This window comes from Algoriphagus sp. AK58 (assembly GCF_014324365.1).
GTDB lineage: Bacteria > Bacteroidota > Bacteroidia > Cytophagales > Cyclobacteriaceae > Algoriphagus.
This window is the reverse complement of record NZ_QEIG01000008.1, coordinates 283317-302329: the sequence shown is the minus strand read 5'-3', so window position 1 is coordinate 302329 and position 19013 is coordinate 283317. Positions and strand designations below refer to the sequence as shown.

20 protein-coding genes are annotated in these 19013 nt (G+C 43.3%); 9 read left to right on the top strand and 11 right to left on the bottom strand.

Going from position 1 to position 19013, the window contains the following annotated elements; all coding sequences use genetic code 11:
- Nucleotides 1-8 precede the first annotated feature (8 nt).
- From DDT91_RS08155 to purB, 3 genes are all read right to left on the bottom strand, one after another.
- Complete coding sequence (locus DDT91_RS08155; protein WP_187175686.1) at nucleotides 9-419, bottom strand: PIN domain-containing protein; 411 nt, start codon at nucleotides 417-419, stop codon at nucleotides 9-11.
- Complete coding sequence (locus DDT91_RS08150; RefSeq protein ID WP_187175685.1) at nucleotides 416-643, bottom strand: hypothetical protein; 228 nt, start codon at nucleotides 641-643, stop codon at nucleotides 416-418. The genes DDT91_RS08155 and DDT91_RS08150 overlap by 4 nt, the downstream gene beginning before the upstream one ends.
- Before the next feature lie 151 nt (nucleotides 644-794).
- On the bottom strand, nucleotides 795-2138 hold the full coding sequence (purB, locus tag DDT91_RS08145; RefSeq protein WP_187175684.1) for an adenylosuccinate lyase: 1344 nt from the start codon (nucleotides 2136-2138) through the stop codon (nucleotides 795-797).
- A 217-nt stretch (nucleotides 2139-2355) separates the two neighbouring features.
- Between purB and DDT91_RS08140 the strand changes: the two genes are divergently transcribed.
- Both DDT91_RS08140 and DDT91_RS08135 read left to right on the top strand, forming a co-directional pair.
- Complete coding sequence (locus tag DDT91_RS08140) at nucleotides 2356-3459, top strand: ferredoxin--NADP reductase (protein ID WP_187175683.1); 1104 nt, start codon at nucleotides 2356-2358, stop codon at nucleotides 3457-3459.
- A gap of 10 nt (nucleotides 3460-3469) precedes the next feature.
- Nucleotides 3470-3958 (top strand): hypothetical protein, encoded by a 489-nt coding sequence (locus DDT91_RS08135; RefSeq protein ID WP_187175682.1) that lies wholly within the window; start codon nucleotides 3470-3472, stop codon nucleotides 3956-3958.
- Between the two features lie 79 nt (nucleotides 3959-4037).
- Here DDT91_RS08135 and DDT91_RS08130 read toward each other — a convergent pair whose 3' ends face one another.
- The 7 genes from DDT91_RS08130 to polX all read right to left on the bottom strand — a co-directional run bounded on the left by DDT91_RS08130 (nucleotide 4038) and on the right by polX (nucleotide 10457).
- Nucleotides 4038-4961: a hypothetical protein gene (locus DDT91_RS08130; RefSeq protein WP_187175681.1), complete on the bottom strand. Its 924-nt coding sequence runs from the start codon at nucleotides 4959-4961 to the stop codon at nucleotides 4038-4040.
- Nucleotides 4962-4979: 18 nt separating this feature from the next.
- On the bottom strand, nucleotides 4980-5783 hold the full coding sequence (locus DDT91_RS08125; RefSeq protein WP_187175680.1) for a hypothetical protein: 804 nt from the start codon (nucleotides 5781-5783) through the stop codon (nucleotides 4980-4982).
- Between the two features lie 47 nt (nucleotides 5784-5830).
- The gene (locus DDT91_RS08120) at nucleotides 5831-6874 is read right to left on the bottom strand and encodes an outer membrane beta-barrel protein (RefSeq protein WP_187175679.1); all 1044 of its coding nucleotides are present in this window, start codon (nucleotides 6872-6874) and stop codon (nucleotides 5831-5833) included.
- A 37-nt stretch (nucleotides 6875-6911) separates the two neighbouring features.
- Nucleotides 6912-7700, bottom strand: a complete 789-nt coding sequence (locus DDT91_RS08115) for a hypothetical protein (RefSeq protein ID WP_187175678.1) — start codon at nucleotides 7698-7700, stop codon at nucleotides 6912-6914.
- Complete coding sequence (locus tag DDT91_RS08110) at nucleotides 7693-8262, bottom strand: RNA polymerase sigma factor (protein WP_187175677.1); 570 nt, start codon at nucleotides 8260-8262, stop codon at nucleotides 7693-7695. The genes DDT91_RS08115 and DDT91_RS08110 overlap by 8 nt, the downstream gene beginning before the upstream one ends.
- Before the next feature lie 138 nt (nucleotides 8263-8400).
- Entirely contained in the window at nucleotides 8401-8688 is a 288-nt protein-coding gene (locus DDT91_RS08105; RefSeq protein WP_187175676.1) for a hypothetical protein, read from the bottom strand.
- Between the two features lie 65 nt (nucleotides 8689-8753).
- The gene (gene polX, locus DDT91_RS08100; RefSeq protein ID WP_187175675.1) at nucleotides 8754-10457 is read right to left on the bottom strand and encodes a DNA polymerase/3'-5' exonuclease PolX; all 1704 of its coding nucleotides are present in this window, start codon (nucleotides 10455-10457) and stop codon (nucleotides 8754-8756) included.
- A gap of 140 nt (nucleotides 10458-10597) precedes the next feature.
- On the opposite strand from polX, the gene DDT91_RS08095 reads away from it, so the two are divergent.
- From DDT91_RS08095 to DDT91_RS08080, 4 genes are read left to right on the top strand one after another with little or no spacing between them, the layout of a single operon-like run.
- A complete protein-coding gene (locus tag DDT91_RS08095) occupies nucleotides 10598-10996 on the top strand; it encodes an EVE domain-containing protein (RefSeq protein WP_187175674.1) in 399 nt (132 codons plus the stop codon).
- Nucleotides 10993-12612 carry a transcriptional regulator gene (locus DDT91_RS08090; RefSeq protein ID WP_187175673.1) on the top strand — a complete coding sequence of 540 codons (1620 nt, stop codon included), beginning with the start codon at nucleotides 10993-10995 and terminating at the stop codon, nucleotides 12610-12612. Before DDT91_RS08095 ends, DDT91_RS08090 begins: the two co-directional genes overlap by 4 nt.
- Before the next feature lie 34 nt (nucleotides 12613-12646).
- A complete protein-coding gene (gene pyrR / locus DDT91_RS08085; protein WP_187175672.1) occupies nucleotides 12647-13195 on the top strand; it encodes a bifunctional pyr operon transcriptional regulator/uracil phosphoribosyltransferase PyrR in 549 nt (182 codons plus the stop codon).
- Between the two features lie 2 nt (nucleotides 13196-13197).
- A complete protein-coding gene (locus DDT91_RS08080; RefSeq protein ID WP_187175671.1) occupies nucleotides 13198-14124 on the top strand; it encodes an aspartate carbamoyltransferase catalytic subunit in 927 nt (308 codons plus the stop codon).
- A 184-nt stretch (nucleotides 14125-14308) separates the two neighbouring features.
- On the opposite strand, the gene DDT91_RS08075 is transcribed toward DDT91_RS08080, so the two are convergent.
- On the bottom strand, nucleotides 14309-14914 hold the full coding sequence (locus DDT91_RS08075) for an OmpW family outer membrane protein (RefSeq protein ID WP_187175670.1): 606 nt from the start codon (nucleotides 14912-14914) through the stop codon (nucleotides 14309-14311).
- 229 nt (nucleotides 14915-15143) lie between these two features.
- Here DDT91_RS08075 and DDT91_RS08070 point away from each other — a divergent pair, with 229 nt between their 5' ends.
- The 3 genes from DDT91_RS08070 to DDT91_RS08060 all read left to right on the top strand — a co-directional run bounded on the left by DDT91_RS08070 (nucleotide 15144) and on the right by DDT91_RS08060 (nucleotide 19013).
- Nucleotides 15144-15860, top strand: a complete 717-nt coding sequence (locus tag DDT91_RS08070) for an ABC transporter ATP-binding protein (protein ID WP_187175669.1) — start codon at nucleotides 15144-15146, stop codon at nucleotides 15858-15860.
- Nucleotides 15853-17478 carry a putative ABC exporter domain-containing protein gene (locus DDT91_RS08065; protein ID WP_187175668.1) on the top strand — a complete coding sequence of 542 codons (1626 nt, stop codon included), beginning with the start codon at nucleotides 15853-15855 and terminating at the stop codon, nucleotides 17476-17478. Before DDT91_RS08070 ends, DDT91_RS08065 begins: the two co-directional genes overlap by 8 nt.
- 167 nt (nucleotides 17479-17645) lie before the next feature.
- Nucleotides 17646-19013: a pyridoxal-phosphate dependent enzyme gene (locus DDT91_RS08060; RefSeq protein ID WP_187176129.1), complete on the top strand. Its 1368-nt coding sequence runs from the start codon at nucleotides 17646-17648 to the stop codon at nucleotides 19011-19013.

The following is a 19013-nucleotide window of genomic DNA, read 5'->3' as shown; positions in this document are numbered from 1 at the left end:
TGAATTGATTAAAGTCTTTCTAAAGCTTCCTCGGGAGATAAAACTTGTAGCCTTGATTGTCGGAAATCTTTTTTGTTCCTCGTGATAATCCAGTCTATCCCATTAAGATCTGCAACCGAATTTTGGATTGAATCTTCAAAATCAGAGAAATCTGAGTTGACTGCATGGATTACAATATTTCTATCCACTGCTAAAATTTGCATAATCTCCACCAAGTCAAGGATAAATTCTTTTGCGATTTCTTTAGATTTTTCTTTACTGATCAAAAAATAAATGTCCTTGATTGAGGTGGCAGATAGGAAGCAAAGGATCCTTCCTTCGGTTAGCTTTTCAAAGATTTTAGAGGAATGTTGAAAAAAAATCGGTCTTTCAAGCGCGATGTCAAGTATGATGTTTGTATCCAAAAAAATAGTTGTCATTGATGCTTTTTCTCAAGGTATTCTTGTCTTGCTTTCTTGTAGTCTCCTTCTGATCCCTTTAAGATTCCTTTCCATTTTCTCACAAAATCCAAAGCATTCTTTTTTTGGGGAATTTGCTTTGAAATCCTGATCTCAACCTCCTGATTTTCAAGGTGGAGAGATTCCGGAAGTTGGATTGTCCCATCCTTGCTCACTTTGGTTAAAAATGTGATTGAATTTTCCATAAACCAAACTAATTAGATCATGGAATATACGTAGAAAAATTCTTTTTGATTTAAAGGGAAACTCTAATCAAAAAATCCACTTGTGGTTTAAAAGAAAAACAACCTCAGTTGACCGATTCACTCTGCCAACTGAGACTGCTTCACTGCTCACTTAAATCCCGGTGTAATTAAACGGAGTAATTGCCCGCAATTCGCTTTTTAGTTCGGTGGATATCGGAAGACCTTCGACAAACTCAGAAATCGACTCCTGTGTAATTTTTGAGTTGGTGCGGGTAAGGTCTCGTAGGGCTTCGTAGGGTTTGGGGAAACCTTCTCTGCGCAAGATGGTCTGAATGGCCTCGGCAACTACGGCCCAGTTTTCCTCCAAATCCGCATCGATCGCTGCCTGATTCAGTTCCAATTTGCCCAAGCCTTTTTGCAAAGACTCCAGAGAAATCAGCATGTGTGCTAAAGGAACTCCAATGACCCGCAACACGGTGCTGTCAGTCAAGTCACGCTGCAATCTGGAAATTGGGAGTTTGGCTGCCAAATGCTCCAAAAGGGCGTTGGCGATGCCCAAGTTTCCTTCGGCATTTTCAAAATCGATCGGGTTTACCTTGTGAGGCATCGCAGAGGAACCCACCTCTCCGGCTTTGATTTTTTGCTTGAAATAGTTCATAGCCACATACTGCCACACGTCTTTGGAGAGGTCGAGCAAAATGGTGTTGATGCGCTTCAATCCGTCAAAGACGGCAGCTAGGTTATCGTAATGCTCAATTTGGGTAGTTGGAAACGAGCGCTCCAAACCAAGGTAATTTTCTACGAAGGTGAAGGCAAATTCATTCCATTCAAAGTCAGGATAGGCGACTACGTGCGCGTTCATGTTGCCGGTGGCGCCGCCAAACTTGGCAGAATAAGGCACCTGTTCCAGGAGTTCGAGCTGCTTTCTCAATCTCACCACAAAGACATTGATCTCCTTACCCAGTCGGGTGGGAGAGGCGGGCTGCCCGTGGGTTTTGGCCAGCATGGGGATTTCAGACCATTGATCAGCTAGGTCAGCAAGCTTCTCGATCACTTCTTCCAATGCCGGTAGGATCACTTCCTGCAGACCCCGCTTAAGCATCAGCGGTGTGGCCGTGTTGTTGATGTCTTGGGAAGTCAGTCCAAAATGAATGAACTCTTTGTAAGGTTCCAAACCGAGCTCATCGAATTTTTCTTTGAGAAAATATTCCACAGCTTTCACGTCGTGATTAGTGGTGCGTTCGGTGGTTTTGATCCAGTTGGCGTCTTCGATGGAAAAGTGCTTCACCCAGTCCCTGAGTTGGGGGAAGAGCGCATGGTCAAACTCCGCCAATTGCGGCAAGGGTAGTTGGCAAAGTGCGATAAAATATTCCACTTCGACATGCACCCGATACTTGATCAGGGCAAATTCTGAGAAAAAAGCTCGAAGAGGGGCTGTTTTGCCGGCATAGCGTCCATCCACAGAGGAAACGGCGGTCAGGGCATTTAATTCCATATCATATTGAGTTGCTGAGCAAAAGAAAGATTCAGTCCGAAACTCGGAAGTCGCAAAGGTAAGGGCAAAGACCCAAAATCGGGCTTTTGCACCAAGAATTATCCAAACTAGGCAAACTTACTTTTCCCTTTTGAGGTTATTGACTGAAATTTCCCCGTGCTTTGTCCATTTTACCAAACCGGGGTTTAATTTTGCAGCCAAATCACCAAAAGATCACATGTTCAATTTCTTCAAGAAAAAGAAAGAAGAGGTAAAAGTAAATCCCTATTTACCTCTTAAAGTGCGGGAGGTAGTCAAAGAAACTTCGGATACGGTATCCATATATTTTGAACAGCCGGAACCTTACCTGGATTATAAGCCCGGTCAGTTTTTAACTTTGGTGATGGAGTTTGAAGGCAAAGAGCAGCGTCGCTCTTATTCACTTTGTACCTCACCTTTTGTCGACCCATTTCCGGGGATTTCTGTTAAGCGGGTTCCGCAAGGACTCTTTTCCAACTACCTAAATGAAAAAGTTTTCCCTGGCAAAACGATCAATGTGGTCAAGCCCATGGGGAATTTCACTGTTGACTTTCATTCTAAAAACCGCCGGCACTTCTTCCTTATTGCAGGGGGAAGTGGGATCACCCCGATCATGGGGATCCTTAAGTCCGTCTTAGTCAATGAACCTCAGTCTATCATCACGCTGATCTATGCCAGTAGAAATGAAGAGCAGATCATTTTCAGAAAACAATTGGAAATGCTTCAACTCGCCAATCCGGATCGGCTGACAATCATCCATAACCTCAGCCAACCTTCCGAAAACTGGACGGGATTAAAAGGCAGGCTATCTCCTATTGTGCTGAAAGAACTTTTTGCAAAAGCGGAATATGAACCCCGGTATGAGGAGATCTATTTTATGTGTGGGCCTGATGGAATAATGGAGACTGCCCAGCAGGTTTTGGATGAGTTGGGAATAGAAAAGGAACGAATTCATCGGGAAAGTTTTTACTCCGCAGCTGCACATCAGGCGCATGAAGATGCACTTAAGGGGATCAGTAATGGTATTTTAACCAGAGATGTGACCATCATTCTGGAAGGGGAGGAGCATGTAGTGACTGTGCCGCCTAGTAAAACGGTTTTGGAATCCGGTTTGGCAGCCGGACTGAATATGCCTTACAGTTGTCAAAGTGGGCTTTGCACTGCATGTCGAGGTCGTGTATTGAGTGGGCAGGTGAAGATGGATGAGGATGCGGGGCTCAGTGAAAAGGAACTGGCGGCTGGCTATGTGCTATGCTGTGTGTCCAGACCTTTGACCGACGATATCAAAATCACCATCGAATAACACAAGCCCCTTGGAAACTCAGGAACTACGAAAAATCTACCACCGAACGGAGCGATTGACGCTGATCATTTTATTGATAGCACTTCCGGCTTTTGGAATCGTCTACCTGTACCATAACTCGGGCAGTATCACCAAGGACTTGCCTGAGCCATCGGGGTTTTTTAATGGTTTTTTAATGACCTTTTCCATAACCTTGTTGATAGGTCAGTTTTGGGCCTTTCGTGTCAATATCAAAAAGTCTTTTGCTGAGACCGAATTGCTTGAAAAGGTAAAAATCTATGCAAAAGCCACCACTCAGCGGTTTTTGTTTCTTTTCTTGGTTTCCATCTGCAGTACCTTAGGGCTCCTCTTCAGTGGCAATCCTTTCTTCATAGTTATTTTTGCCCTGGCTTTGGTGTTTTTCTCTCTGGCCAAACCCAGCCCCGATCGTATGACTCGACTGATGAAGCTGAAAAAAGAAGACCGGGAACTTCTCAGAGAAATTGCCCGGCCTGTTTGATGATACGAGAATAAGAGATTAAGAGATAAACTGGATTTGATTTGTCTTCCAGATCTCTCTATCTCTTAATCTTTAACTTCTAATTCTCAATCGTAATGTTTCCTGAGGTGATATTTCCCCTGACGGTTGTAGAAGCGCCATTGTCAATTTCCAATGATTTTCCGGTCGAGGTAGTTCCCACCTTTAGATTTCCCGAAGAGGATTTGAGGGAGTAATTGAAGCCTTTCAAATCCGAATTTGTCTGAACTCTGAAATTCCCCGAAGTCCCGTTAAATCGGGTATTTGGTCCCAGTCCCGAATTGGTAGCCCTTACATTTCCGGAGGTAAACTGAAGGAAACCCAGCTGTCCTGCATTGTTGATTTTAGCATTTCCTGAAGTCAAACTGACGGAAATTTGCCCTCCTACGCCATCTGCTTCCAATGAACCACTCGTGGATTCATAGTCCAGATTTCCTTTAACTGCAAGAAAATTGGCATTTCCGGATGTGACTCCCCCCTGCACATTTCCTTCTACTCCGTTTACATTTAGGTTTCCGGAGGTTGCCTTAATAATAAGGTCCCCTTTGATCTGATTGGCAGTGACATTTCCCGAAGAAACTCTCAAGGAGGTGGATTTTCCACCTGCGTTCTCTACGGTCATATTTCCGGAACTTCCTCGAAAGTCGATTTCGATATTCTGAGGCCCTTTCATATGGATGTACCCCTTGTTTTTAGAATTCCAGCTGTAATTGTTCTGTTTTTTGGTGTGGCTGATTTTTAAAACATCTCCGACAGTCACAAAGACAATGTCCTGGTCAGTATAATTGGATTCTAAATAGGCTTCCACGGAAACTTCTGCTGAGCCTCCTCCAGTGTAGGATACATTTAGCCAACCACTTTCTACCTCAATTCGCTTGATGTTGGAGTAGCTTTTTTGGGTGTTGACTAGAACATTTTGCGCCATTGCCCAAGTGGATGAAACCATCATGAGGAATGCAAGAGAAAATTTGAGATATGTTTTCATAGTTTCTGGTTGGTTTTATCAGTTAAAGGTGACACCGAAACTCATCGCTTGTAGTTCGGGTCCTTTTCCTGGTTCAAATAGTTCATTCAGGTCATAATTGAAGAAAAGGGTGATGTCTCCCACGCCGATTTCCGACCGTAATCCGTACCGGAAATTGTTGACATACATGTTGGATTTTTCAAATTGCTTGATTTGGTCACCCTTTGTGTCGTTGTAGACAAATTTTCCTCTTCCGCCGATTCTCAGACCGGCATATCCTCCCACTCCGAATCGTAGGTTTCCGTCATTGGTCAATACTGTAGGAACAAGGGTCAGATTGACAAATGAGGCCGAGATTTTAGATTTGGTTCCTGTTCCTCCTGTAAATTCCTGAAACTCCAATCCCTCCGGGGTTTTCACGGCAATGATATCCGTGTCCTCAAATTTGAAATTGTACCAGCTGACTCCCAAGTAAGATTTTAGGTTGAAATTGTTGTCAGGTTTCCAAGTACCAGTGGTATTCAGTGCCACATACCAGCTGCCCCAAGGTTTGACTTGAGGGGCGCCTTTTCCATTTGGCCAGATGTTGATCCCTACTTCTGTTTCCAAAAAATTGGTTTCGAAATTGGAGCCCTTGGATTCTTTGTAGTTTTCCCACTCTTGATCTGAGATCTCCCATTCGTAGGTTTTGGTGCCATCTGAGTATTTGGTGACCATCCAGCTTTTTCCAAAGAGGGTATAGACTTTTGTTTTCTCCCCTTCCATGGCGGATTTTTCTTGGCCAAAGGCTGAAGAAATGGCGAGTATTGGGATGGTAGCAAGTAGTAAAAGTATTTTTTTCATCGTTGGTTTAGTTATATGAGGCGGGGAGTCAAGCTCCCCACATTTTTTTAAAATACAATTCCAAAAGTGATAGGATTGAGGGCGGGACCTTTTCCTCCCTGGAACAATTCGTTCAGGTCATAGGTGGTGAAAAACTTCACCCGGTGGATACCCAGTTCTCCGCGGATGCCATAGCGGAGGTTTTCCAGGTAAAGTCCTGTGGCTTCTTTGTCTTTCTGACGACCTGAGCCTCCCAGTTCTTCATAGACATATTTGGATTGCCCTCCGAGGCGGTATCCGATGTAAGGTCCTGCGGCGAGTTTAAACCCTCTTTTGCCTTTGTCTTTCATTTGGCCAAAGTCAAGTTCCAAAAGGGTGGTGGCTGTCAGGTAGGAAGCTGAGATTTTGCTTTTAAACCCATCCACATCCGTACGCTGAATAAATTCTATTTGATCATCCCCTCTTACAGCTTGGAAATCCCTGTTTTCAAACTTGAAATTGTACCAGTGGAAACCCAAACCAAAATTCCAGTGAAAACCTTTGGAAATTCTTTGGGCTGCCATCCAGTTGAGTCCTACCTGCCAGCTTCCCCAGCCTTTTACTGCATAGGGATTGTCAGAGGTCGGGAATTTTCCGTTATCGAGGTAGTTGTTGATGCCCAAGTCCACCGTAAAATAGGTTCTGAATGGTGGATCGGACATTTTCCTAGCACCTGTTTCTACCTTGACACGGGTGTTTTCTCCGGATTCATCTACATACACTCTTACGCCGGCGACATTGACCTCTGTTTCTCCGCTTCCTTCATATACTTTGACCACTTCTTTGACGGACCCGTCTCTTTTCCGGATTTCCACGATGGTCAATTCTCCTGTTTCTTTATTTTCCTCGAGGTCAAGTTCACTGATGATCTGATTGATATTCATCAGCTTGAGTTTTTCAAAGTCTTCTTTGGATTCGACGATGATGAGTACTTTTCCTGATTTTCCGAATTCGATCACCACACTGTCTTTCATGATGAGGGTTTCGGTTTTGATGGGCAATTCATTACGTTCGCCGGCGAATGCCAGTTGAACTAGTCCCATGAAGCAAAGCAAAAGCAAGTATTTTTTCATAACTAGAGTCATTTAAAAGCAAGTAGTTGGTTTAGTTTTAAGGTTTTTCGTCTGCTCGGTCTCTTTTAGAGGTGAGACTTGCAAAGAGGTTGTCTTTTTTATCCTGTAATTCAGCAAATCCATTGTCCACTTTTCCAAGTAATCCTTCCACTTGTCCCACAGTCTTACCCAGTTCGGTGATCAGATTTTTGTCCACAGGTTCTCCTTTTTTGATCCCATTGGAATAAATGCTGACCCGATAGAGAGGCTCTTCTGCATTTTCCATAGCTGAGGAGGCCAGCGCTTGATTGATTTCCGGTGCTTTCATTTCCGGAAGGGGAAGAGTGATATCCTGGGCTTTAAGCTCAGGTACATTCACCTCAGCAATCAAAATTTCAGAAGATGGAGCTGTAAATTCAGAAGGGTTATACTCGGTTTTAGGTGTTGCCGGAATGGAAGCTTTTTGATAAGTACCTTGAGCTTCTTGTATTTTCGATGAAGCTACGAGGGATTCATTTTCAGAGATTAAGTCATTGGTATTTGGAGTTTGAAGCACTTCTTCTGGGGAAGAATTTTGGTCGAGAAGGGGTAGGTCTTCGTTTGATTTCAGATTTTCTGAAATAAGGGTTTCCTCCGATACTTCTTCCTGTCCTTGCCAAGTCAGATACCCGACAAAAAACAAGATGCTGACCGAGGCAGCGATAGCCCACCAAAAACCCAATCCGGAGTTGGATTTTTTGGGGAGTTGACTTTCGAGCCTTTCCCAAGCCAGAGCGCTCGGTTTTTCCTGATGATTTTCAAGTTTATCCTTGAAAATCCGGTCGAATTGTTCGTTTGTTTTAGCCATGGTTAGTCTTGATTTTGGGTTGCAGACTGGCAATTTTTTCTTTGAGAGCTGTTCGGGCGCGATTCAACTGTGACTTGGAGGTGCTTTCGCTGATGCCAAGCAAATCAGCGATTTCCTGGTGGGAATACCCTTCGATTGCGTATAAGTTGAAGACAGTCCGGTATCCTACCGGAAGGCCTTGAACCAATTCCATCAATTCTGCGGTCTCCAAATGAGTCAACTCGTAGTGGTGTCCTTGAAAATCATACTCCATTTCGAGGTTTACCTCCATCATCAGATGTCGGTTACTTCTTAGTGTCATCAGTGCCTGAGTGACTACGATTCGTTTCATCCACCCTTCAAAACTTCCCTTTGCCTGAAATTGAGGGAGTTTTTCAAAGATTTTCATGAAGCTCTCGATCATCACATCTTCGGCATGCTCGCGATCTTTCAGGTATCGCATACAGATGGCCAGAAATTTCCCCGAATAGGATTCATACAAGTGACGCTGGGCCGATCGGTCCCCTCTTAGGCATCCCTTGATTAGTCCTTCTTCAGTGGAAAAATTGGATCTGTTAAACATTCCGGTTGGCTTTCAAAAGGGTAGATGCAGGGTCCTGAAAAAGGGTTGCGCTGATATTTAAAAAAAGTTAAATTTTTTTTAAGTAAAAAAATAAACAGCCTGAAAATCAATTCATTTCAGGCTGGAATATTTTTGGGATTAAAGAGAAAAGATGAAAAACAACAGGGCCACTACCATAATCAGGATCATCATCTGAGATTTTTCTTTGAATTCCTGAGCCACTTTTCTTTTTCTTAAAACCATCATGGCCAAGCCTAGTCCAAAAAACTGAAGCAGTAGACTGACTCCATTTAGCGGCCCCATAGGTGCTTCCAACACATGGAAATTGGAATTTAAAATGGAAAGGGCACCAAGTAGTATCCCGGTAATTCCAAAAAGGAAGGATCTCTGGAGTAGTACGGGTTCGGGAAGGTCAGACCATTTCATGAGGTAAGATTAAGAGATTAGGACAGAGATGAGATTGAGCGGTTAGATGATTGGGTGGGGATGTTTTATTTGATGCTGGCTTTTCGGGCTGCAAAGTACGAAGCTATTTCTTCTCTGCTAAGAGCATTGAGTGTCATTTCTTTCGTAAGTCCTCCTTTTCTCCCTACCAAGACACCATATTTCATGTCGGCATATCCGTCCATTTCATGGGCATCAGGATTGATGGAGAGCTTGACGCCTTGGTCCATGGCATACCTAACCCAGCGCCAGTCCAAGTCAAGCCTCCAGGGGTTGGCGTTAATTTCGATAACGACATGGTGGGCCGCACAGGCATCGATGATGGCTTTGTGATCGACGGGGTATCCTTCACGCCTGAGCAAAAGCCTACCAGTGGGATGTCCCAATATGGTTGTAAAAGGATTTGTAATCGCCCGAATCAACCGGTCGGTAGCCCTTCTCTTTTCCATGTTAAGAATCGAATGCACAGAGGAAACGATAAAATCAAAACTTTTTAACACATCTTGCGGATAGTCCAGACTTCCATCCGCCAAGATATCCGATTCAATGCCTTTAAAAATTCGAAAGGGAGCTAGTTCTTGGTTGAGCAGATCGATTTCGGCGTGTTGCTTTAGTACTTTTTCAATCTCTAATCCTCCGGCATAGCTCGCAGTCCGGCTGTGATCTGAGATGCCAAGGTATTCATAACCTAGGGATTTGCAGTGCTCTGCCATTTGCCTTAGGCTGTGCTTGCCATCGCTGTAGGTGGAATGGTTGTGGAGTATCCCTTTAAGGTCTGAATTTTCCAAAAGGTCAGGTATTTTGTGCTCCTTAGCCTGAGCTACCTCACCAAATCCCTCTCTCATTTCCAGAGGGATATACTGTAAATTATTTTTTTGAAAAAAGTCCTCCTCCGAATGATAATTCTTTTTGAGGATTTTCTCTGTCATCGTTTCATGCTCATCCACTGTGCAGGCCAAGTGTGCCTTGGAAGCTTCCAAAACCAGCTTTTTCCATAGGAAATCTTCAGAATTGCAAAATTGAACTTTGACATTTAGTTCAGGATCCCGAAGTTTTCCTCTCCAGGTCATGGGGCCGGATTGAGTCCAATCCCATTCAATGGGTTCGAAGGTACTCAGATGAGATTTGATGCTAGAAAGGTGATCTGAAGCAATCAGAAACTCTGCTTCGGAGATGATTTCCATTTTTCGGGCGAATTCGCCTACTATTGCCAGTTTTGATTGAGAAAGTAATTGGCTCAAGGTAGATTCCAATTGAATCACTGCATCTTCAATATCTGCATAGAGCCACTTCCCGGCATTGGATGCTTTGAAAACCAGATTTTGAATGATGGCTTCTTGGGTCTTTTCTCCGAAGCCTTTTATTTGAGCGACTTTTCCACTCCGACAGGCTTCCATCAACTCATGGGTGGAGGTAATGCCTAATTCTTCCCATAAGGTTTTTACTTTTTTTGGACCCAACCCTTTGATTTGCAGAATTTCAAGAACGCCTTCGGGTGTTTTTTCTAGAAGCTCATTTAACAGAGCAAAAGAGCCCGAAGATTTGATGCTTTGGATAGCTTCAATTATACTTTTTCCAAGTCCTGGAAGTTCAGCCAACCCGCTGTCAGTCAATTCCATGAGGTCCTGATCCCCGCGTTCCAAGGTGTTGAGTGCACTTTGGTAGCTTCGTATTTTAAACGGGTTTTCCTCGTGTAGCTCCATGAGCTGAATACTCAGCTTGAGTTGTTTCAGAATGGTCTTGTGGTCCAAAATTTTTGAATTTTCGTTTTGCTAACTATACAAATGTCTTCAAATATAGTTTCAAATTAAAGTCCGAAGGGGTAACTTGAAAAGACAAGTACAATGATCAGTTTTCTATTTCCAATCACCAATTAACCGAAAGCCAACTTATGAATTACTGGATGGTCAAAACAGAGCCAACGTCTTACTCTTGGGAAGATTTTGTCAAAAAAGGTGAGGATGTATGGGATGGGGTAAGAAATTATCAGGCTAGGAATTTTTTAAGGGAAATGCACCTGGGAGATTTGGTATTATTTTATCATTCCGGAAAAGACAAAGCAGTGGTAGGTGTGGCAGAAGTGTCGGCGGAGGCCTTTCCCGATCCAAAAGATGCAGTTTGGGATGCAGTCAGGTTAAGATCCAAAGTTGCATTGAAGAATCCTGTGACCCTTCAGGCTATCAAATCGGAGGATCTACTTTCCGATATGTTGATGCTTAGGCAATCCAGGCTTTCTGTGATGTCGATGACTCAATCTGAATTTGAGTTGATTCTAAAATTGGGTGCATGAAAAAAGTACTTCTTTTGTTTTTTCTTTCTCAAGTAGCCATTTCGGTGTCTGCACAGGTAAAGTTTTTGGATCGCTTTGAAGTGGCTTCTCAGCCTTTTGAGCCGATTTTTGAAATCATGAGAATTCCTGAGGGTTTGGTTTCCTTTAGGACCTTTCAGGCAAAAAGCTTCAATTCAGATCGTATTTTCCAATACTATACCACCGGACTGGATCTGAAGTCAACCGGTTTGATTGAGGTGAAACTCCGTAATGGCTTTGATATGATTGGTTATGATACCGATCAGCATCATCTATATGTGTTGTTGTCAAAGGGGTTTAATACCGGAGCTGAAAAATACATCCTGCATATAAATCTTCAGACCAATGAAGGCTTTGAATATCCAGCTGAAAATCTATTGCCTTTGGATTTGGTCGAGTTTTTAGTAATCAACCGCAAGGCGGTGTTTATGGGAAATGCAGAGGGGAGGCCAGTATTGCAGATATACAATATAGATGACAAGAGTGTACATACGGTACAAGGAGTGTATGGCAATAATACTCAAGTACTCCAAATCCGGAAATTGGCAGAGTTAGAAGCTCTGGAAGTGGTGGTGAGTCGACGAGGACAATACAAAGTTAGAGAGACCTCTATTTTGACATTTGATATGCTGGGTAATCTCGTTAGAGAAGTAAAAGTCGATCAGTTTGGCCAACAAGGGCAGGAGATATTGGAGGGATTGCTTCTGGCTGACCAAAATTACCAGCAAGTCATGATTGGTTCCTATGGATTGGTAGGTCGTAATTCCTACCAGGGTATGTATATCATGGAGATCAATGAATTTGGGGAATATGAATTCAAACTGTACACCCTTGAGGATTTTCCTAATTTTTTCAATTACCTGCCTGAGAAAAGGAAAGCAAAACAAGATCAAATCGTAGTATCGGATTTGGAAAAAGGGAAGATTCCTTCTATTAGAAATACCTATTCCATCCGGGATGTCAGAGAAACGGAAGATGCCTATTATGTATATTTTGATCAACTCAATATTGTAACCTCTCGAGGTTCTGGAAGGGGCATACCGAATTCTTCAACAAATCCCTATCGATATGATCGAATGAGCCGGATGGGGTATGCGCCCTATTACATGGATCCGTTTGTTTCCCCCAATATGCCCATTCATTCTTTTTCCCTCTACACGGAATACCAGTACCAGTCGGCTCATTTTGTAAAAGTTGCAAAAACGGGTCAGGTGATTTGGGATAATGCTGCGACCTACAGGGAGTTTATTACCAACTATCCCGAGCCTTTTGGAGAGATCGCAGTGGTAGGTGATGATTTATTTCACCTGTATGCGGTAGATGATCAGATCAGACTCAGCTTTTTCAGGAATGGTGAAAAAATAGTGGAAGATCATAGGGTTGATTTTGCACTTCCGGATGAGAATGGAAGAATCCAAAGCACCGATTTTGAATCGGTCCGGCTAGTTCATTGGTATGACCGGTATTTTTTGCTTTCAGGAAAGCAAACCGTGAGGTATATGAATTCCCAAAACCAGGAAGAGTTTAGGGATGTCTTTTTTATGAGCAAAATTTTGGTTGACGGGGATTTGTACCAGCCAGTCGAAAGTCGGGACTAGTTTTATTCCTATATTTACGACCCAAATCCGACCCATGCAAAAACGGCTTGTACTCGATCAGCAGCAGATTGCCATCACCCTGAAACGCTTCTGTTTCCAACTTATCGAAAATCATGACGATTTCGAAAACACCGTACTTTTAGGTCTTCAGCCTAGAGGCACTCTTCTTTTGGATAAGATTGTTGCTCTATTGAAAGAGATTTCCGGAGTGGATGTTCCTTCAGGTTATCTGGATGCTACGTTTCACCGGGATGACTTTCGAAGAAGGGATTTTCCTTTGAAAGCCAATGAGACCAAAATTGATTTTTTGGTGGAAGGGAAAAAAGTAATCCTCATCGACGATGTTCTTTACAAGGGACGTTCTGTACGTGCGGCTATGGATGCGATGATTGCTTTTGGCAGACCCCTTAAGGTGGAGTTGATGGTGTTAGTAGACAGGAGGTTGACAAGGGATTTTCCTATCATGCCGGATTATGTGGGAGTCAAAGTCAATACGCTCGACTCACAACATGTTATCGTGGAATGGGCTCAACAAGGCCATCCACAGGACGCAATTTGGATCACAGAGAAAGATAAAATCTAATCATGTCGCAACTCAGCACCAGACACCTGCTTGGAATCAAGGATATCTCAGAGACCGATATCCGACTGATCTTGGAAACCGCAGCGAATTTCAAGGATGTGATTAACAGGCCAATTAAAAAGGTGCCTTCCCTTCGCGACATCACCATAGCGAATATATTCTTCGAAAACTCCACACGAACCCGACTTTCTTTTGAGCTGGCCGAGAAGCGCCTTAGTGCTGATGTGGTCAATTTTTCCTCGTCAAACAGCTCTGTGAAAAAAGGGGAGACACTTGTCGACACCGTCAACAATATACTGGCAATGAAGGTCGACATGGTGGTCATGCGCCATGCCAGTCCAGGCGCACCTCATTTTCTTTCCAGAAATGTGAAAGCCAATATCGTCAATGCCGGGGACGGCACTCATGAGCATCCTACACAGGCTTTATTGGATGCTTTTTCAATGCAAGAGAAACTAGGCGATCTAGCAGGAAAAAAAGTAGCCATCATAGGGGATATTCTTCATTCCAGAGTAGCCCTTTCCAATATCTTTTGCCTCCAAAAGCTAGGAGCTGAGGTAATGGTTTGCGGACCAATCACTCTTTTGCCAAAATATATCGCCAGCTTGGGAGTGAAAGTGGAGTTGGATGTCAGAAAAGCACTCGAATGGTGCGATGTGGCCAACGTACTGAGAATCCAACTCGAGCGTCAGCAGATTAAGTATTTCCCAAGCTTGAGAGAGTATTCACTCTATTACGGGATCAACAAGAAAATGCTAGATTCCCTTGATAAGAAAATTGTGGTCATGCACCCTGGACCAATCAATCGGGGAGTAGAATTGAGTTCTGATGCTGCTGATTCTGAGCAATCCATTATCCTGGAACAGGTCGAAAATGGAGTAGCGGTCAGAATGGCGGTACTCTATCTTTTGGCGGGAGCGAAAGGTTAGTCTTTAAAGAATTAAGCTGCAAGTATCAGGTAGCAAGAGCTTAGACTTTAGACACGAGATGCTAAACATTGGATTCAAACAACAACGTAAATCTAAATAGTAAAAAAGGGCGAGATTGGTCTCGCCCTTTTTTAGTTTTCAAATAGTTTGTGTTGGTTGATTATGCCAAATCTAGATTTCGAAACTATTTCCCCCACTTGCCTCCTCCTACGAAAAAGCCAAGTGTAAATCCGAAATACTGATTGATTGCTTCACCAATGACTTGTCCGCTTACATTTTGGAGATTGCTTGGTGGAACAAAGTTATACTCTCCGCCTATTCGGAATTTGCCTAATTCTATCCCAGCCCTTACCATAGGGGCCCAAGCAAAATCGGCTTCTAGATCTCCGACTTCATCTTCGTTGATATCCGTATCTTCCAAATCGATGGAGCTAAGACCAAAGTATCCAAAACCTGCTCCAATGTATGGGGCAACTCTACTGTTTCCTTTATTGAAATAGTAGTTAAAAGTTCCGGTCACAGATGCATTGGCAGATATTTCTCCGTCGTAGTCTTCCGGAATATTAAAATAGGTAACATCTTTGGCTAATCCTGCCACTCCCATTCTTAGGCCAAACGCCATGTTATCTGTAATCAGAATTTGAGGTTCGAGATTTACCAGTGCTCCGATTCCTCCATTTTTTGGGATGGCGGTTCCTAAGTCCATTTGAAATCGGAATCCTCCTGCCCGTTGCCCAAATACATTTTGCATGGCAAGCAGGAAGAAAACTAATCCAAAAATTTTTCTCATAAGATTCATATTTAGTTAAGAGGTTCATCAAAATTGATCAAAAAAGATTCCAAAACTTGCAACCCACCCTTCTATCTTTTGGTTGAGAGCTTAGGAATTTACTTATTTCTATTCCTTTAAAATTCTAAAATAGCCGGCTAAACCTCGGTGATGGATGTTTTTCTTCTCTGCTCCATCAGATGATAGAATATTTCTGGAAATAGTGGCAATATCGCGAAATGGATTTTTGATGCTGACAGTTACAGATCTCGTAAAAAAATATGGCAAGCAAAATGCCGTGGATCATGTTTCATTTCACCTGGAGGGTGGAGAAGTAGTAGGGTTGCTTGGTCCAAATGGGGCAGGGAAAAGCACGACTATGAAATGCATCGTGGGACTCTTACGAAAGACCGCGGGGGAAATCACCATTGGAGGTCATGATCATCTCAGTGTGGAGGCCAAGAAATATTTTAGCTATATTCCTGAGACTCCTTACGTCTATGATCTGCTCACGATCTGGGAACATATGCAGTTTATCGCTCAGGCCTATGGAGTGAGGGATTGGCAACCCAGAGCTAAAGAGCTTTTGGAACTGTATGAATTGGATGACAAGCAAAAGAAACTAGGTCGGGACCTGTCCAAGGGCATGCGTCAAAAGGTTTCCATTTGTTGCGCGCTTCTTCCCGACCCCCAATTGTTGTTTTTTGATGAGCCCATGATTGGTTTGGATCCCAAGGCGATTAAAAACACCAAGTTGCTTTTTAAAAATCTCAAAGAACAAGGGAAAACCATTTTGGTATCTACACACCTGATTGATAGCGTGGAGTCCATTGCAGATCGGGTGATGATCATGAAAGATGGGAAAATCATAGGCAATGACACGGTGGAGAACCTCAAGATTCAGGCTGCAAGGGGAGAAGGATTAAGTCTGGAGGATTTGTTTTTAGAGCTGACCAAGGATGAATGAGATCAAGTTACTGTTTAAAAAGGATCTGTGGATTCTGAAGAACAACATTCTGCTCATCTTTAAGAATCCCGCCCGATTGATTCCTTATGCCGTCGCAGTGGGCTATTTTGTGTTTATGTACACCAGGAGATTTTCTTCGGAAAAGGCCTCCATGGATGACCTTGACCTGGATGCAGCGGGGGAAGTGGATTTTGCCCTTCAGAATTTGGTAGGAGGGGTTACCATCCTAGCCTTGGGTTTTTTGGTCTTTCAGCTTTATCGAGCCACGAAAAACAATGTCACCTTTTTCAAAATGGCGGATGTAAACTTGCTTTTTACTGCACCGGTCAAGCCTGAAAATCTTTTGATTTACTACATGGGGAGATCAATTTTGCCAGCTTTGGGGGGATCCTTGTTTTTTTTGGTTTACAGTGGTGGCCAACTGGCAAGAGATTATGACTTGGGAGTGTTGGGGGTGATTTTTATACTTCTTGGATTTGCTTTGTTTTTTTTCATGATTTTTCCGCTCAGGTTTTTGATTTATACCCTCCATACGAGGTATGGTATGTTGGAGTATATCCGAGGGGGAGTCATTGCATTAGGGGTGCTCCTGACGGGGATGGTTCTGATCCCGGGCTTTATGGCCGAAAAATTCTGGCAAGGCATGTTTTCATGGATTGCTTCTTCTTGGTTCGATCTTTTCCCTATTGTAGGGTGGAGTAGGGGAATCATGGGGTATTTGGCCCATCAAAACTGGGTTTTGTCTACCTCGTTTTTGTTGTTGTATGGGCTTACCTACTTCACCGTGGTCAAATTGGTCATTCAATACGCCGGCTACTATTATGAGGATGTGCTGGAGTCTACCAAATCCAACGAAGAAAAGCTAGAAAAGGCCATGGGCAAGAGGGAGATTACTGAAGATACCTACAGCCTCAATACCAAAAAGCAATTGGCCCTTCCGGAGTTTGGAATGGGGGCGAAGGCGTTCTATTGGAGAAATTATGTGCACAGCAGCCGTCAGGATTTTCATCCCCTGATTGGAGTTTATACCATGGGATTATCTGCGTTGGGGATACTTCTTGCAGGTTTATCCAATTTTGATTGGTTTTCCCACAAGGTGCTTTATTTCTATCTGTGTTTTATGATTGCTTTTTATTTTCTGGCAGGGGTAGGTCGGGCCAATATCGGAGACCTCAAAAAGCCCTGGTTTATCCTGGTCCCTTCATCTTGGACATCCAAGTTTTGGAATATGATCAAGTTGGATTTGCTGCAGACGATTATCTTTTCTTTCCTATTGATTGTACCCTCAGTGTTTTTAGCTCAGGTGAGTGTATGGCTGATTTTGATCTTTCCGTTGGGGATGATTTTTGCCTATTTGACAGGACTTTCCATTAATCTGATTCCCCAAATAGGTCTTGATGAGGGTTGGGATCGGATATTGATCAAACCTTTGATGATTGGAGGTATTTTTGTTTTTGGGCTGATTCCCTCATTCATTCTTTCAGTAATTGTACTTGCCTTGACAGATCAGTTCATGCTTGGACTCTTGACCATGGTGGTTGGATTGGGAGTTATTTCATCCATTATGGTCCATGTGACCTTGGATATTCTGAAAAGACTTGAGTTTAAAGAAATCTAGCTGTTGAAAGGATTCAGAGGCTCTGCCTTTGTATTTTTTAATAAAGACCTTAGAACGCAAGACTTAAGACGGTTTGATAAAAGCAAAATATTATTTGGTTTGGAGCGGGACTTTTGCACTGAGCCTAAAAAAATCCTCTAATTTTGAAGACCAAATATAACAGACCCATGATCTATAACTCCATCATCGATACCATCGGCAATACGCCGATGATCCGCCTCAACAAGCTTTCTCAAGGAATTAAAGGAGAGGTGTTAGTCAAAGTGGAATACTTCAATCCGGGCAATTCCATGAAGGATCGGATGGCCATCAAAATGGTGGAAGATGCCGAAAAAGCCGGAATCTTAAAGCCAGGCGGAACGATCATTGAGGGGACTTCCGGAAATACCGGTATGGGTTTAGCGCTCGCAGCCGTAGCTAAAGGCTACAAGTGTATTTTTACCATGGCAGACAAACAGTCCAAAGAGAAGATCGATATCCTAAAGGCTGTAGGGGCAGAAGTGGTCGTTTGCCCTACCAACGTAACTCCTGAGGATCCGAGATCCTATTACTCTGTAGCGAGAAGGTTAAATCGTGAGATTCCAAATTCATTTTATCCCAATCAATACGATAACCTTTCCAATGCTGCTGCCCACTACGAAACTACCGGCCCTGAAATATGGAATGATACGGAGGGAAGAATTACGCATTATGCAGCGGGAGTGGGAACAGGTGGCTCTATGTGCGGTACTGCCAAATTCCTAAAAGAACAAAACCCCAATCTTGTAACTGTCGGAATAGATACCTATGGATCGGTATTCAAAAAATACAAGGAGACAGGGATATTTGACGAGAAAGAGATTTATCCTTACCTGACTGAAGGAATCGGTGAAGACATTCTTCCGAAAAACGTGGATTTCAGTTTGATTGATCACTTTATCAAAGTGACCGATAAGGATGCAGCGGTGATGACCCGCCGACTGGCGCGGGAGGAGGGGCTTTTTGTGGGATGGTCCTGTGGCTCCGCTGTACATGGTGCCTTAGAATGGGCAAAAGACCACCTGAAAGAAGGCGATGTAATGGTGATTATCCTGCCCGATCACGGAACTCGCTACTTGGGCAAAGTCTACAACGATGAATGGATGAGAAATCATGGTTTCCTGGAGGACAAAACCTTTTCTACTGCCAGAGACATCATTGCGCAGCGCAGCGGAAGTTACCAGTTGGTGTCTGTGAAAAAGTCGGACTCTGTCAAGGAAGCCATTTCTTTAATGAATGGCAAAAGCATTTCTCAAATCCCTGTCTTGGATGGAGATGAAGTAGTAGGTAGCTTGACCGACAATAAGTTGCTTTCAAAAATCATAGACAATCCACTGTTGAAAGATGCGAATGTATCTGAAGTAATGGAGCCTTCGATGAAGTTTGTTGCTTTGGATTCTACCTTGGACGTACTTTCTTCCATGGTGGAGAAAGAAAAAGCGGTGCTAGTGAGAGATACCTTGGATAATATTCATATCATCACCAAGCACGATATCCTGGAAGCATTTACCAAATAA